13 protein-coding genes are annotated in these 14587 nt (G+C 54.0%); 8 read left to right on the top strand and 5 right to left on the bottom strand.

The genetic code is table 11. The features are described 5' to 3' along the window. Both clpA and gloB read right to left on the bottom strand, forming a co-directional pair. Entirely contained in the window at nucleotides 1–2322 is a 2322-nt protein-coding gene (clpA, locus tag MWU61_RS14420) for an ATP-dependent Clp protease ATP-binding subunit ClpA (protein WP_247129085.1), read from the bottom strand. A gap of 176 nt (nucleotides 2323–2498) precedes the next feature. Beyond that, nucleotides 2499–3266, bottom strand: coding sequence for a hydroxyacylglutathione hydrolase (gene gloB / locus MWU61_RS14415; protein WP_247129084.1), 768 nt, complete (start codon nucleotides 3264–3266; stop codon nucleotides 2499–2501). A gap of 61 nt (nucleotides 3267–3327) precedes the next feature. On the opposite strand from gloB, the gene MWU61_RS14410 reads away from it, so the two are divergent. Then, the gene (locus MWU61_RS14410) at nucleotides 3328–4089 is read left to right on the top strand and encodes a methyltransferase domain-containing protein (protein ID WP_247129083.1); all 762 of its coding nucleotides are present in this window, start codon (nucleotides 3328–3330) and stop codon (nucleotides 4087–4089) included. Here MWU61_RS14410 and MWU61_RS14405 read toward each other — a convergent pair. Further along, nucleotides 4081–5073 (bottom strand): hypothetical protein, encoded by a 993-nt coding sequence (locus MWU61_RS14405; protein ID WP_247129082.1) that lies wholly within the window; start codon nucleotides 5071–5073, stop codon nucleotides 4081–4083. The genes MWU61_RS14410 and MWU61_RS14405 overlap by 9 nt on opposite strands. Before the next feature lie 585 nt (nucleotides 5074–5658). Here MWU61_RS14405 and MWU61_RS14400 point away from each other — a divergent pair. The 6 genes from MWU61_RS14400 (at nucleotide 5659) to MWU61_RS14375 (ending at nucleotide 11163) form a co-directional block, all read left to right on the top strand. Continuing rightward, nucleotides 5659–6219 carry a F0F1 ATP synthase subunit delta gene (locus MWU61_RS14400; RefSeq protein WP_247129081.1) on the top strand — a complete coding sequence of 187 codons (561 nt, stop codon included), beginning with the start codon at nucleotides 5659–5661 and terminating at the stop codon, nucleotides 6217–6219. A gap of 1 nt (nucleotide 6220) precedes the next feature. Next, nucleotides 6221–7756, top strand: coding sequence for a F0F1 ATP synthase subunit alpha (atpA, locus tag MWU61_RS14395; RefSeq protein WP_247129080.1), 1536 nt, complete (start codon nucleotides 6221–6223; stop codon nucleotides 7754–7756). 26 nt (nucleotides 7757–7782) lie between these two features. Next, on the top strand, nucleotides 7783–8655 hold the full coding sequence (locus MWU61_RS14390) for a F0F1 ATP synthase subunit gamma (protein ID WP_247129079.1): 873 nt from the start codon (nucleotides 7783–7785) through the stop codon (nucleotides 8653–8655). A gap of 18 nt (nucleotides 8656–8673) precedes the next feature. Next, the gene (atpD, locus tag MWU61_RS14385) at nucleotides 8674–10098 is read left to right on the top strand and encodes a F0F1 ATP synthase subunit beta (protein WP_247129078.1); all 1425 of its coding nucleotides are present in this window, start codon (nucleotides 8674–8676) and stop codon (nucleotides 10096–10098) included. Between the two features lie 25 nt (nucleotides 10099–10123). Beyond that, entirely contained in the window at nucleotides 10124–10549 is a 426-nt protein-coding gene (locus MWU61_RS14380; RefSeq protein WP_247129077.1) for a F0F1 ATP synthase subunit epsilon, read from the top strand. 197 nt (nucleotides 10550–10746) lie between these two features. After that, on the top strand, nucleotides 10747–11163 hold the full coding sequence (locus tag MWU61_RS14375) for a DUF4279 domain-containing protein (protein WP_247129076.1): 417 nt from the start codon (nucleotides 10747–10749) through the stop codon (nucleotides 11161–11163). Nucleotides 11164–11271: 108 nt separating this feature from the next. Here the strand turns inward: MWU61_RS14375 and trpB are convergent, their stop codons facing one another. Further along, complete coding sequence (gene trpB, locus MWU61_RS14370) at nucleotides 11272–12501, bottom strand: tryptophan synthase subunit beta (RefSeq protein WP_247129075.1); 1230 nt, start codon at nucleotides 12499–12501, stop codon at nucleotides 11272–11274. Between the two features lie 12 nt (nucleotides 12502–12513). Further along, the gene (gene trpA / locus MWU61_RS14365; protein ID WP_247129074.1) at nucleotides 12514–13302 is read right to left on the bottom strand and encodes a tryptophan synthase subunit alpha; all 789 of its coding nucleotides are present in this window, start codon (nucleotides 13300–13302) and stop codon (nucleotides 12514–12516) included. Between the two features lie 188 nt (nucleotides 13303–13490). Between trpA and MWU61_RS14360 the strand changes: the two genes are divergently transcribed. Beyond that, a complete protein-coding gene (locus MWU61_RS14360; RefSeq protein WP_247129073.1) occupies nucleotides 13491–14528 on the top strand; it encodes an ester cyclase in 1038 nt (345 codons plus the stop codon). Nucleotides 14529–14587: the final 59 nt, after the last annotated feature.

The raw sequence follows: 14587 nt of genomic DNA, 5'->3' as shown, positions 1-14587 counted from the left end.
TTAGTCGGCGGTCAGCAATGGTGGTTTGTCACCTGATCCCGCAATCTTGCCCTGTTCGGGTTCGATATACTTGAGATCAAGTTTGCCAGCTTTGACGCCAACTTTGACCAGACCACCTTTTGTCAGCTTGCCAAAGAGCAGTTCTTCGGCAAGCGGTTTCTTGATGTGCTCTTGGATGACGCGCGAAAGCGGGCGAGCCCCCATTTTTGCATCATATCCTTTGTCAGCAAGCCAGTCGGCCGCTGCATTGGTCAGCTCAATGTGCACGTTCCGGTCGATCAACTGTGCCTCGAGTTGCAGCACGAACTTTTCAACAACGCGTAGGATCACAGGTTTCGGCAATGCGCCGAAGCTGATGATCGCATCCAGGCGGTTGCGGAATTCAGGCGTGAAGTGCTTTTCGATCGCGATGGTGTCTTCACCTTCGCGGCTTTCACGACCAAAGCCCATCGCGTTCTTGCTAAGCTCAGCGGCACCCGCGTTTGACGTCATGATCAGGATCACGTTGCGGAAATCGGTTGTCCGGCCGTTGTGGTCGGTCAATTTCCCGTGGTCCATGACCTGCAACAGAATGTTGTAGACGTCAGGGTGCGCTTTTTCCATTTCATCGAGCAGCAGCACGCAATGTGGGTTCTGATCGACACCGTCTGTCAGCATCCCACCTTGGTCAAAACCAACATAGCCCGGAGGCGCACCAATCAGACGCGAAACAGCGTGTTTTTCCATGTATTCGGACATATCAAAACGCAGCAATTCAACACCAAGTGTATCTGCGAGCTGTTTTGCGACCTCGGTTTTACCCACACCGGTTGGCCCTGCGAAGAGGTAGTTACCAATTGGTTTTTCCGGTTCGCGCAGACCAGCACGCGCCAGTTTGATCGCCGATGACAGGGCTTCGATTGCTTTGTCCTGCCCGAAGACAACACGTTTGAGCGACTTTTCGAGGTCTTTCAGAACCTCGGCATCGTCCTTTGTGACGTTTTTTGGCGGGATGCGGGCGATCTTGGCGACAACGGCTTCGATCTCCTTCACGCCAATTGTCTTACGACGTTTGGATTCAGCGACGAGATGTTGTGCAGCACCTGCTTCATCAATCACGTCAATTGCCTTGTCCGGCAATTTACGGTCATTGATATAACGCGCAGCCAATTCCACAGCGGTCCGGATCGCATCAGCTGTGTATTTGATCGAATGGTGCTCTTCGAAATGTGGCTTCAACCCGCGCAGGATTTTCACAGCATCTTCGACCGATGGCTCATTCACGTCGATCTTTTGGAAACGACGCGCCAAAGCACGATCCTTTTCAAAATGCTGGCGGAATTCTTTGTAAGTCGTAGAACCCATGCACCGCAGTTTACCGCCCTGCAACGCAGGTTTCAGCAGGTTGGACGCGTCCATAGCACCGCCAGATGTTGCACCAGCGCCGATGACTGTGTGGATTTCGTCAATGAAAAGCACCGCATCAGGGTGGTCTTCCATTTCCGTCATCACAGCTTTCAGGCGTTCTTCGAAATCACCGCGATACCGTGTCCCTGCGAGAAGCGCGCCCATATCAAGCGAATAGATTGTCGCGTTTGACAGGACTTCTGGTGTGTCTTTGTTCACGATTTTGAACGCAAGACCTTCGGCAATTGCTGTTTTACCAACGCCCGGATCACCCACCAAGAGCGGGTTGTTCTTGCGGCGGCGGCAAAGAACCTGGATGCAGCGTTCGACTTCATGTGACCGACCAATCAATGGGTCGACATCACCCTTGGCAGCTTTTGCATTCAGGTCAACGCAGTATTTGGCCAGTGCAGATTTTTCTTCTTCGGCTTCACCGCCATCAACGGTTTCGGCGTCTGGCGACCCTGTGACAGGGCGGCTTTCGCCGAATGCAGGATCCTTGGCCACGCCATGCGCAATAAAGTTCACCGCATCGTAACGCGTCATGTCCTGTTCTTGCAGGAAATACGCCGCATTGCTTTCGCGTTCGGCAAAGATCGCGACGAGAACATTGGCGCCGGTAACTTCGGTACGACCGGACGATTGCACGTGGATCGCAGCACGTTGGATTACGCGCTGGAAAGCCGCCGTTGGCACAGCTTCGGAACCGTCCACATCTGTGATCAGATTGGACAGATCATCGTCGATGAAATCTTCTAGGTCTTTCTTCAGCTCGTCCAGATTGACCGCACAGGCCTGCATCACACGGGCCGCGTCAGGTTCATCAATCAAGGCCAGCAAAAGATGTTCAAGCGTCGCCAGTTCATGTTTGCGCGCGTTGGCAAGCGCCAAGGCACCGTGAATGGACTGCTCTAGTGTGTTCGAAAAAGATGGCACGTTGGGTGCTCCTTTTGATCGGGGGCTGATCCGACAGATGGGTCAACCGTGGCCTCTTATCCTTAAGGTCTGGTGTCGAAGCCGAACCTTCAAGGCATTTTTTTCAAAACACGCTCACTTTTTGGTTTAAAGTTGCGTGATCGTTAAGAATTCGGGGGCAATTGCCCAGTTTCCAGTCAGAACGAGTCTTTACGCGAGCGAATCTCGGCGAAGACGGCGCTGTCGGATGCGGATTGCATCCCTAAGGTTGCTTTGAGCGCTGGGTCATCAGCACGCAGGAAGGGGTTGGTTCGTTTTTCAAGCCCCAGTTCGGACGGAACCGTAGGCTGGTTGGCGGCGCGGGCAGCTTCGATTGCCCGTATACGAGAGATAAGGTGCGCGTTGTCAGGATCAATAGTTGCGGCGAATTTTGCATTGGCCGCCGTATATTCGTGACCCGAACAGATGATTGTTTCGTCGGGCAGATCGCGCAGCTTCAGCATGCTTTGCCACATCTGGTCTGCTGATCCTTCGAAAAGACGACCGCACCCAAGCGCCATGAGGCTGTCGGCAGTAAAGGCATGGCCGATTGACGGTGTATAGGCTGCGATATGGCCGATGGTATGGCCCGATACATCGATGATCAGTGTCTCTAGTCCACACAACAACACGACATCACCTTCGCTAACGGCTCTGGTGAGCGGGGGAAGGCGGTGTTGATCTGCCGCGGCCCCGATGACCTGTGCGTCATCGTCAATCTTGAGGTCCGGTAACCCCATGACGTGGTCATCGTGGTGGTGAGTGAGAAACACTGTTCTGACCGTCCATCCTTTTTGGGCAATCACCGCGTTGATCGGTCCGGCCTCTGGCACATCGACGACCGCGGCCTCTCCAGTGTCGGGGTTGCCAATGATGAAGGCATAATTATCAGACAGGCAGGGGACGGTGATGACTTCAACGGGCATGGTCAATTGTGCTTTCGTGGCTATTGTATATTCAGACTGACCCAAACCACTGGCCCCTGCAATGCATCTCGACGTTCTTGATCTGCGAAATTTCTACTACCGCAGCGCGCTTGGTCGGGGCGCACAAAAGGTGATCCGTGATGAATTGGTCAGTTGGTGGCCGAATGTAAAAGGTCAAACCGTGGCCGGATTTGGTTTTGCGGTCCCGTTACTGCGGCCATTTCTGGCAGATGCACGACGGGTGATTGGCTTGATGCCCGGACCGCAAGGTGTGATGCCGTGGCCTGCAGGGCAACCGAATGTGTCTGTCCTTTGTCACGACACGCTTTGGCCGATTGAAACAGGTGTCGTCGACAAGCTGGTGTTGATGCACGGGCTAGAGACATCAGAGAATCCCACTGCATTGCTAGACGAATGCTGGCGCGTGCTTGGCCCCGGCGGGAAAGCCGTCTTTGTGGTGCCTAACAGGGCAGGAATTTGGTCGCGATCTGATAATACGCCGTTTGGCTACGGGCGTCCCTATTCAATGGGGCAGCTGGAATCGCAATTGCGTAAGCATCGTTTCGTCACGGAACGATCACAGTCCGCATTGTATCAACCGCCGTCCGGAAAACGGGTCTGGCGCAAATTTGCAGGTCCGTTGGAAAAGGTTGGTCACCACATGCCCATCGCAACAGGCGGCGTTCTGATCGTAGAGGTTTCAAAGCAAATGGCGGCCCCGACACGCCCGGGGTTAACAGAAGCGGTGCGTAGGCCGCTCAAGGCGCTGGAAGGTATCGCAAAGCCAGCACCCGAAGCGGTAAGCGGTCGGGATTTACCGTAGTTTACGCGCGAGCTGAAGAATTTCAGCGGCCGTCATGGATTGTTTGCCAACAGCGTAATTCTTGCCCGCTGGCCCAATACCGACAGTGACGGTACAAAGCGTTTTGTTCAGCTTTTCTTCCTTCACCATGGCATGCTGTTCCATTCCCGATTGGACCGCTGGAATAACGTGATCTTCCATAACGCCTTTGATTTCATTGATGATGTCCAATGTTTTGTCACCAAGGCTTTCCGGTGCAACAGCGCCTGCGATGGCAGTCACTTTGCTACCCACCAGATCGACGATTTCACCGGGCGCGTTGAGAACAACGTGTCCTTCGGATTCTGTCTTTGTGTATTGTGCGCCTTCGGCCATCGTGACGTACAGCGGCATCGCACTTATTTTTTCGAACCAGTCAGGGGATTCACCTTTGGGCGGGCCATACTTGCGGTCAAATTCGACATTCACATCACCGTCGTACATGTCGTCAAATTTGGCGCGAAAAGTTCCGCTACTGGTGGACAGCATTTTGGCGATGTCAGCCCACGGCCCCATGATCACAAGATCGCCGGCTTCTGATGTGTCCCACACTGATGTGACACGCAGCGGTTTGGATAGCGATTTGCCTTTAGGGTGCATTTTGCCGATTTGGCCCATCCCAAAATCCCGCAGGCCGGCACGACTATTATTAAGGCGCATTTGCATCCGGTAGATTTGCGGCCATGATTCTGGATCGAGGTGCGGCACACGTAGACCAGCCAAGGATTGTCGCGCTTTCTTTTTCAGCTTTGTCAAAAGCGGCGAACTAAAACTTGTGCCGCGTCCTGATGGTAAAATCTGGATAAGCTCTGTTAGCCTTTCAGCGCCAAGAGATTGGAGATCACGGTTCGATTTCCGAGGGTCGATGCCTGAAATGGCATAGCGCATGGCCGGACCGACCTCTTCGTTAGACTTCTTCCTGATAAAGCTCGCAAGTGAATCAAATTCTCTTTTCGAAATACGCATACAAATAAGCCCTCTGGGAGTAACGCCGCTACTATCACCTACTTTACGTTGTAAAATCAACGAATGTTGGCAAGAAATGCGCCGTTATCGGAACGATGATATGGCGTAAATTGGTCTAATGGTTTGATTTGCCTGAGCAGAGTACATCTGCGGATATTTTGCGGGTGGTTTAGGCCGTGTGCCGGATCATTGGGCGGTTAAGGGCGTGTGGGACGAATCGGCCAGCTTTGCGTTCGTTTGATGCACCGAGGCGATTCCATAGACTTGCATGCGGGGCGTGACTGGACGGGCCGAGTCGCTTAAAAGCATGAATGTGCCGTTTGCGAAGGGTTTTCGAGGGCAAGCAGCCTTTCGCTGCGTCAATTTGCCCAAGTTGCGTAGAATATGGGTAAACTGTGCCCAAAGAATATAGGAGCGACGCGAGATTACGATTTTGTCGCGACGCGTGCTTGCGACAACATATGACCTCTGCTACATCGCACGAGATTTTGAAGCCGCCGGTTATTGGGGGCCCAACAAGATGCCTATCTGGCGGCCGTGAAGAAGCGGTTAATAGTGTAGGCGACAGACATCGGAAGGGTGGACGTGTCCGAAACAGCTGGTATCTCCACAGGCATCGCCGCGCGTTATGCGACGGCTGTGTTTGACCTCGCAAAAGAGGGTAAGGCGCTCAAGGCGCTGGAAACCGACGTGGCAGCACTGGACGGCGCATTAGCCGACAGCGCAGATTTCCGTACATTGCTGACATCCCCGCTTTACAGCCGGGAAGAGCAAGAAACGGCAATCGCAGCGATTGCTACGAAAATGAAATTGTCCAAGACAACAAGCAACGTGCTTTCACTTCTGGCGTCCAAGCGGCGTCTTTTTGTGTTGCCACAGTTGACGACTGTCTTGCGCGACCGTTTGGCCGAAGAGCGTGGCGAGGTGACTGCTGAAGTCACAACAGCCAAAGCTTTGACAAAGGCCCAGATGGACAAGCTTTCGAAGACTTTGAAAGCACAAGTCGGCAAAGCCGTCACCATTCAAGAGACCGTGGATGAATCAATCATCGGCGGTCTTATTGTTAAAGTGGGCTCGAAAATGATCGACACGTCGATCAAATCGAAGCTCAGCGCACTCCAGAACACTATGAAAGAGGTCGGATAATATGGCGATCCAAGCGTCTGAAATTTCTGCGATCCTTAAGGACCAGATCAAAAACTTCGGTCAGGAAGCCGAAGTGGCCGAAGTGGGCCGCGTACTGTCAGTTGGTGACGGTATTGCGCGTATCTACGGCCTCGACAATGTGCAGGCTGGTGAAATGGTCGAATTCCCCGGTGGTATCCGCGGAATGGCCTTGAACCTAGAAGCTGACAACGTTGGTGTTGTTATCTTCGGTTCTGACCGCGACATTAAAGAAGGCGACACAGTTAAGCGTACAAACGCGATTGTGGATGTTCCTGTTGGTGACGAACTGCTTGGTCGCGTTGTTGACGGCCTTGGCAACCCGCTGGACGGCAAAGGTCCAATCGCGACAACAAAGCGTGCGATTGCTGATTCTAAGGCGCCGGGCATTATTCCACGTAAATCTGTTCACGAACCAATGGCGACTGGCCTGAAGTCCGTTGACTCCATGATCCCAGTTGGCCGTGGTCAGCGCGAATTGATCATTGGTGACCGTCAGACAGGTAAAACAGCGATCGCGCTCGACACGATCCTGAACCAAAAATCATACAACGACGCAGCTGCCGACGATTCTGGCAAGCTGTACTGTATCTACGTAGCTATCGGCCAGAAACGCTCCACAGTTGCGCAGTTGGTTAAGAAGCTCGAAGAGTCCGGCGCGATTGAGTATTCAATCGTTGTTGCGGCGACAGCGTCTGACCCAGCACCGATGCAGTTCCTTGCACCATACGCTGCGACAGCCATGGCAGAGCATTTCCGCGATGCTGGCCGTCACGCGCTGATCATCTATGATGACCTTTCCAAGCAAGCTGTGTCTTACCGTCAGATGTCCTTGCTTCTGCGTCGCCCACCAGGCCGTGAAGCTTACCCAGGTGACGTTTTCTACCTTCACTCCCGTCTGCTTGAGCGTTCATGTAAACTGAACGAAGACAACGGATCTGGTTCTTTGACGGCGCTGCCGATCATTGAAACCCAAGGTGGCGACGTTTCTGCGTTTATTCCGACTAACGTGATTTCCATCACCGACGGTCAGATCTTCTTGGAAACAGAATTGTTCTACCAAGGTATCCGTCCAGCTGTGAACACAGGTCTGTCCGTTTCCCGTGTTGGGTCTTCTGCCCAAACAAAGGCGATGGCGTCTGTTGCTGGTCCGGTTAAGCTTTCTTTGGCTCAGTATCGTGAAATGGCTGCGTTTGCGCAGTTCGGTTCCGATCTGGATGCGGCCACTCAGCAGTTGCTGGCACGTGGTGCGCGTTTGACTGAGATCATGAAGCAGCCACAGTATTCCCCACTGACAAACGCAGAAATCGTCTGCGTCATCTTTGCAGGTACAAACGGCTACCTTGATAAAGTCGACGTGAAAGACGTTGGTCGTTTCGAGGCAGAAATGCTCAAGCACCTGCGCGCAAACAACGCTGACTTGCTGGCTGACATCACCGACAACGACCGTAAGGTTAAAGGTGAACTGGCTGACAAGGTCAAAGCAGCGCTGGACGCATTCGCAAAAGACTTCGCTTAATCGTCTTAGGATAAGGAGACATAGGTTTGCCTAGTCTTAAGGACCTAAAAAATCGGATCGAAAGCGTGAAATCCACGCGGAAGATCACCAAAGCGATGCAATTGGTCGCGGCTGCAAAATTGCGCCGCGCTCAAGATGCAGCTGAGGCATCACGCCCCTACACAGAGCGCTTTAACGCTGTGATGGCAGGGCTGGCGTCCGGTGCGGCGGGTTCGCCCTCTGCACCAAAGCTGTTGTCTGGCACCGGTTCGGACCAAGTTCACCTGCTTGTCGTCATGACAGCAGAACGTGGTCTGTGCGGCGGCTTTAACGGCAACATCGCAAAACTGGCCCGCACGCATGCATCCAAATTGCTTGCTGAAGGCAAGACAGTCAAAATCTTGACCGTTGGTAAAAAAGGCCGCGACGCGATCAAACGCGATCTGGGCGATCACTTTGTAGGTCACGTTGACCTGACCGAAGTGAAGCGCGTGGGTTACGCTGATGCGCAGAACATCGCCAAAGATATTCTGTCCCGTTTCGACGGTGGCGAATTCGATGTGGCAACGATTTTCTTCGCACGCTTCGAAAACGTCGTGACGCAGCACCCAACTGCATTGCAGGTCATTCCAGCACAGTTCGAGGCATCCGAGGACGCAGAAGCGACCTTGTATGACTATGAACCGTCCGAGGATGCCATCTTGGCTGACTTGCTTCCACGTGGTGTGGCGACACAAATCTTCGCGGCGCTGTTGGAAAATGGTGCGTCCGAGCAGGGTGCTCGGATGTCGGCAATGGACAACGCGACCCGCAACGCTGGTGAAATGATCGACGCGCTGACAATCGAGTTTAACCGCTCGCGTCAGGCTGTGATCACCAACGAGCTGATTGAAATCATTTCGGGCGCGGAAGCGCTTTAAGAGAACCGGAGAAACATTATGGCAAACGCAAAAGGCAAAATCACGCAGGTGATTGGCGCCGTTGTAGACGTTAAGTTCGACGATCACCTGCCGGAGATCTTGAACGCGGTCAAAACCGACAATAACGGCAAAGAGCTGGTCCTCGAAGTGGCCCAGCACCTTGGCGAAAACACAGTTCGTACCATCGCGATGGACTCGACCGAAGGTCTGGTGCGCGGTCAGGAAGTGACTGACACAGACGGTCCGATCACAGTACCAGTTGGCGAAGCCACACTGGGCCGCATCATGAACGTGATTGGGGAACCAATCGACGAACGTGGTCCAATCGGCGAGAAAGAGCGTCGCTCTATCCACGCTGATGCGCCTGAATTCGAAGCACAGTCCACAGCATCCGAAGTGCTGGTGACAGGCATCAAGGTTATCGACCTTCTCGCGCCTTACGCGAAGGGTGGTAAGATTGGTCTGTTCGGTGGTGCGGGTGTTGGCAAGACAGTTCTTATTCAGGAATTGATCAACAACATCGCCAAAGTGCACTCTGGCTACTCCGTATTCGCGGGTGTGGGTGAGCGTACACGTGAGGGTAACGACCTTTACTACGAATTCATCGAATCCGAAGTTATCAACATGGAAGACCTCACCAAGTCCAAAGTGGCACTGGTGTACGGTCAGATGAACGAGCCTCCAGGTGCGCGTATGCGTGTTGCCCTGTCAGGTCTGACAATGGCGGAAGCGTTCCGCGACCAGTCCGGTACAGACGTTCTGTTCTTCGTGGACAACATCTTCCGGTTTACACAGGCTGGTTCCGAGGTGTCCGCGCTTTTGGGTCGTATTCCTTCTGCGGTGGGCTACCAGCCAACACTCGCCACCGACATGGGTGCGATGCAGGAACGGATTACATCCACAAAGAACGGGTCGATTACGTCTGTTCAGGCGATCTACGTGCCTGCGGATGACTTGACCGACCCTGCGCCTGCGACATCATTTGCCCACTTGGACGCGACAACGGTTCTGAACCGTGCGATTTCCGAAAAAGGCATCTACCCTGCGGTTGACCCGCTCGATTCAACATCCCGTCTGCTTGACCCGCAGATCGTTGGTGAAGAGCACTACGCAGTGGCAGCTGACGTTCAGCAGATGCTGCAGCGTTACAAATCCTTGCAGGATATCATCGCGATTTTGGGCATGGACGAATTGTCAGAAGACGACAAATTGACCGTATCCCGTGCGCGTAAGATCGAACGCTTCCTGTCCCAGCCATTCGACGTTGCGAAAGTCTTTACAGGCTCTGACGGTGTTCAGGTGCCTTTGGAAGACACAATCGCGTCGTTCAAAGCGGTTGTTGCCGGTGAATACGATCACCTGCCAGAAGGCGCGTTCTACATGGTTGGTGGCATCGACGAAGTGAAAGCCAAAGCCGAGAAAATGGCCGCAGACGCGGCTTAAGTCGAAGCAAAAGGAGGCCTAGATAATGGCAAACCTACAATTCGATCTCGTCTCGCCTGAACGTCGTCTGGCGTCCGTTGAAGCATCCGCGGTGCAAATCCCGGGTGCTGACGGCGACATGACGGCAATGGCTGACCACGCACCGACAATCACGACACTGCGCCCCGGCGTGCTGTCCGTGACGCACAGCGGCGGCGTTGATGACTATATCGTCGTCGGCGGCTTCGCAGAGATCACGCCAACAGGCGTATCTGTGCTGGCAGAGCGTGCTTTGCCAAAGGCGGAAGTCACACAAGAGATGTTCGACGGCATGGTCGCAGAGGCCAAAGCGGCCTACGCGACTGCGCAAGAGACCTTCAAAAACGAGCCAGGCCCCGTCGATGACGCGGCCAAGCTGATCTCAGACATGGTTGCCATCGGGGGCCACATCGGCCTGACGGCTAGCAACTAAGCTGCGGTTATTTGAATTGAGAAAGGCCTCGCTGGGATGCGGGGCCTTTTTTGTTGGAGGACCGAAGGTCAATGACACTGACAAAGCACCAGTTAGTCTTATTTGATTGCGCTCATCAACTAGAATACTAAAGAGCTAGCCTTCGGCGACTTAGTTGTTTCACACGACCAAAATAGCCACCAAATTGAGGATACATTGTGCCACGACCTGCTTCCACTAAGGCTGCACTTAGAATTTGGGGCGATGACCTTGTACCCGATGAGATTTCCAAACTCCTTGGAACAACACCTACGAGTAGCGAACGTAAAGGCGAAGATCTTCGAGGCAAAAAATCAAGATATCAAGGGTTCGCGCGAACAGGCGGATGGCGATTCGTCGTTGCCGAGAGCGGTGGAGACAACCTCGACGCTCAAATTACTTATCTGTTCGCCCAACTGACTTCCGACTTGGACGTTTGGAGTGACTTGGCGGCCAAATATAAGATCGATGTCTTTTGTGGGGTATTTATGCAAACAGGTAACGACGGACTGGATTTCAACGCAACCACGTTACGCTTATTGGGTGATCGCGGGGCACGTCTTGACCTTGATATATATGGGTCGCTTGACCGTTAGCTTCCGTCCGATGGCGTAGGTTCCGGATCGAAGCGTACATTGATGATAAAATGTAATGGGCCTCGCTACCTGCAAGACCCATAAATTCATCACATTGAATAGCGTGTCTTAAGCAAACTCACCCATCTCAAACCCAAGCGCCTTGGCCACCGTAAAGATGTCCTTATCGCCACGCCCACACATGTTCATGATGATCAAGTGGTCCTTCGGCAACGTCGGCGCGATCTTGATCACGTGCGCCAACGCGTGGGACGGCTCGAGCGCGGGAATGATGCCTTCCATGTCACAGCATAGTTGGAACGCCTCAAGCGCCTCAACATCCGTGATCGACACGTATTGCGCGCGACCGATTTCGTGCAGCCATGCGTGTTCCGGCCCGATGCCCGGATAATCCAGACCGGCAGAGATCGAGAACCCTTCAAGGATCTGCCCGTCGTCGTCCTGCAACAAATACGTCCGGTTGCCATGCAGCACGCCGGGGCGGCCACCTGTGAGGGACGCGCAATGTTCCATTTTTGTGTTCACGCCTTTCCCGCCGGCCTCTACGCCGATGATGTTAACCTCTTTGTCGTCGAGGAACGGAAAGAACAGGCCCATCGCGTTTGATCCGCCACCAATCGCGGCGATGATCGTGTCGGGCAGGCGGCCTTCTGCGGCTTGCATCTGTTCTTTGGCTTCCTTGCCGATGATCGCTTGGAAATCGCGGACCATGGCGGGGTAGGGGTGCGGACCCGCCACTGTGCCGATGCAGTAGAACGTGTCGTCGACGTTGGTCACCCAGTCGCGCAACGCATCGTTCATTGCGTCCTTGAGTGTGCCACGACCAGAGGTAACAGGCACGATTTCAGCGCCCAGCAGCTTCATGCGGAATACGTTTGGTGCTTGGCGTTCAACATCATGCGCGCCCATGTAAACGACGCATTTCAAACCAAATTTCGCGCAGACAGTCGCGGTTGCGACACCGTGTTGGCCCGCACCGGTTTCAGCGATGATCCGCGTTTTGCCCATGCGTCGGGCCAGAATGATCTGGCCTAGCACGTTGTTAATCTTGTGCGCGCCCGTGTGGTTCAACTCGTCGCGCTTGAGGTAAATCTTAGCACCGCCGAGATGCTCGGATAGCCGTTCCGCATGATACAGAGGCGACGGACGACCAACGTAATGCGTCCACAGGTCATTCATCTCGGCCCAGAAAGTTTCATCGGTCTTGGCGTGTTCGTACTGTTCCTCAAGCTCAAGGATTAGAGGCATCAGGGTTTCAGACACAAAACGCCCGCCAAAATCGCCGAAACGGCCATTTTCGTCAGGGCCGGTCATGAAGCTGTTGAAAAGATCATTCATCGGTCAGTTCCTTTAGCTATGGGCCGCATCGGCAAGCGTTTTAACGAAGGCGAGAACATCAGCAGGGGCATCGCCGCGCCCGATCCGTTCCACAATGGCGGAGCCAACAACAACGCCGTCGCCCAAGCCCGCGAAGGTTTTGGACGCCTCTGGTGTTTTAACGCCAAAGCCGATGACGACGGGCAGATCAGTTGCTTCTTTGATGCTTGCGACTTCTGGCTGCACGCTGTCGGCCTGCGCCGCAGCGGACCCTGTAATCCCGTTCATTGAGACGTAGTAGATAAAGCCGGATGTGTTTTCGATCACCTTTGGCAGGCGTTTCGCATCTGTTGTCGGTGTCGCAAGGCGGATGAAGTTGATGCCTGCGTCCTTCGCGGGCAGACACAATTCGCTGTCTTCTTCAGGCGGCAGGTCGACAACGATCAAACCGTCGACGCCCGCGTCCTTGGCTGCAACCAAAAACTTGTCCACGCCCATGGAATAGATCGGGTTGTAATAGCCCATGATCACGATTGGGGTCGTGTTGTCGTCTTCGCGAAACGCCTTTGCCATCGCCAGCGTTTTCTTCAGCGTTTGGCCCGCATCTAGGGCGCGTTGCCCAGCCAACTGGATCGTCGCGCCGTCGGCCACAGGATCGGTAAACGGTAGACCCAGTTCGATCACATCGACGCCGACACCGGGCAGGCCGCGCATGACTTCAAGCGAAGTGTCATAGTCGGTGTCGCCCGCCATAATATAGGTCACAAAGGCCTTCTTACCGGTAGCCTTCAGGTCGGCGAATTTGTCATCAATACGGGTCATCTTGCCCTCCCCAGTCAGTGCGATTGTTGGGCAGTGGTTACAAGCGGCGGGGCCCTTGGCGTGACTGCTGTCGCGGATATCAATAACCACTTGAAGCGGGGGCCACGCATTGTCAAGAATGCGGGTAGAATGAACCCGATATCGCGTGAAATTGCCGCGCTTCTTGTCTGATCAAAAGGTCCAACAAAATGACATCTGCTGAACTGAAAGCGCTCATCAAAGAGTACCGCGTGGCAACGGCCACGTTCACGGAAAAGTCTGTCCGCGCGGCAATGGAGATTTTGTTTGCGCCGGACGCCGAGGTGAAGATGTGTTTCCCGTTTGGGACCGTCACCGGACCTGATGCCTTTTTCGATACATGTTATGCGCCCTTGCTGGCGGCTGTGCCGGATCTAGAACGGCGCGATATGATCGTGATGGCCGGAACGACGCCAGAAGGGCAGGACTGGATCGGGTGCATGGGAAATTACATGGGCACCTTTACGGCACCGTTTCTTGATATTCCGCCGACCGGCCACCTCGTTCACATGCGGTACCACGAATTTTTTCATGTCTCTGACGGAAAAATCGTCGAGATGCAGGCGATTTGGGATATCCCCGAAATCATGATGCAGGCGCAGGCTTGGCCGATGGCGCCGCAATTGGGCGGCTTCTTGTGTACTCCAGCGCCGATGTCAGGCGATGGATTAACAGTTGCGGGTGATGGACAGAAAGCGGTCAACCATGTGGTCGCGATGTTGACCGACCTATGTAAATATCCTGCTGATCCCGATCCGTCCGTAATGAACCTTGATCAATATTGGCACCCGCGATTCAACTGGTACGGGCCAACAGGGATCGGAACGTCGCGCGGTATTTCAGGTTTCAGGAATTGGCATCAGATTCCGTTCCTGAATGGTATGCCCGACCGCAAGCTTGATGCGATGGGTGATCTTATGTCTCATTGGGTCGGCGAAGGCGATTACGTGTGCGAGACTGGTTGGCCGAATATGCGGCTGACGATCACTGCCGACGGTTGGATGGGCATTGCGCCGTCGAACAAGGAAGTGCTTTTACGCAGCCTTGATTTTTGGCGGCTGGAAAGCGGTCTGATACGCGAAAACTGGGTGCTGGTTGATCTATTGGACCTCTACAATCAGGTTGGTGTCGACGTTTTAGGACGCATGCGGGAATTCAATAAGGCGCGGAATGTAGGCGCTGTCGCCGTGCCAAGTGGTATGTCCTAATCGGCAGACGATCTTAGGACCGAAACTATGCTTAGACATCACCGCCTTAAACATTAAGG

Source organism: Loktanella sp. F6476L (genome assembly GCF_023015725.1).
Classification (GTDB): domain Bacteria; phylum Pseudomonadota; class Alphaproteobacteria; order Rhodobacterales; family Rhodobacteraceae; genus Yoonia.
This window is presented reverse-complemented; position numbering and strand designations above follow the sequence as displayed.

What these genes read in the sequence shown, in the direction of transcription:
- gloB (WP_247129084.1), bottom strand. Translation starts at nt 3,266, where the DNA reads ATGCCCGTTGAAGTCATCACCGTCCCCTGCCTGTCTGATAATTATGCC.
- MWU61_RS14410 (WP_247129083.1), top strand. Translation starts at nt 3,328, where the DNA reads ATGCATCTCGACGTTCTTGATCTGCGAAATTTCTACTACCGCAGCGCG.
- MWU61_RS14405 (WP_247129082.1), bottom strand. Translation starts at nt 5,073, where the DNA reads ATGCGTATTTCGAAAAGAGAATTTGATTCACTTGCGAGCTTTATCAGG.
- atpA (WP_247129080.1), top strand. Translation starts at nt 6,221, where the DNA reads ATGGCGATCCAAGCGTCTGAAATTTCTGCGATCCTTAAGGACCAGATC.
- atpD (WP_247129078.1), top strand. Translation starts at nt 8,674, where the DNA reads ATGGCAAACGCAAAAGGCAAAATCACGCAGGTGATTGGCGCCGTTGTA.
- MWU61_RS14380 (WP_247129077.1), top strand. Translation starts at nt 10,124, where the DNA reads ATGGCAAACCTACAATTCGATCTCGTCTCGCCTGAACGTCGTCTGGCG.
- trpB (WP_247129075.1), bottom strand. Translation starts at nt 12,501, where the DNA reads ATGAATGATCTTTTCAACAGCTTCATGACCGGCCCTGACGAAAATGGC.
- trpA (WP_247129074.1), bottom strand. Translation starts at nt 13,302, where the DNA reads ATGACCCGTATTGATGACAAATTCGCCGACCTGAAGGCTACCGGTAAG.
- MWU61_RS14360 (WP_247129073.1), top strand. Translation starts at nt 13,491, where the DNA reads ATGACATCTGCTGAACTGAAAGCGCTCATCAAAGAGTACCGCGTGGCA.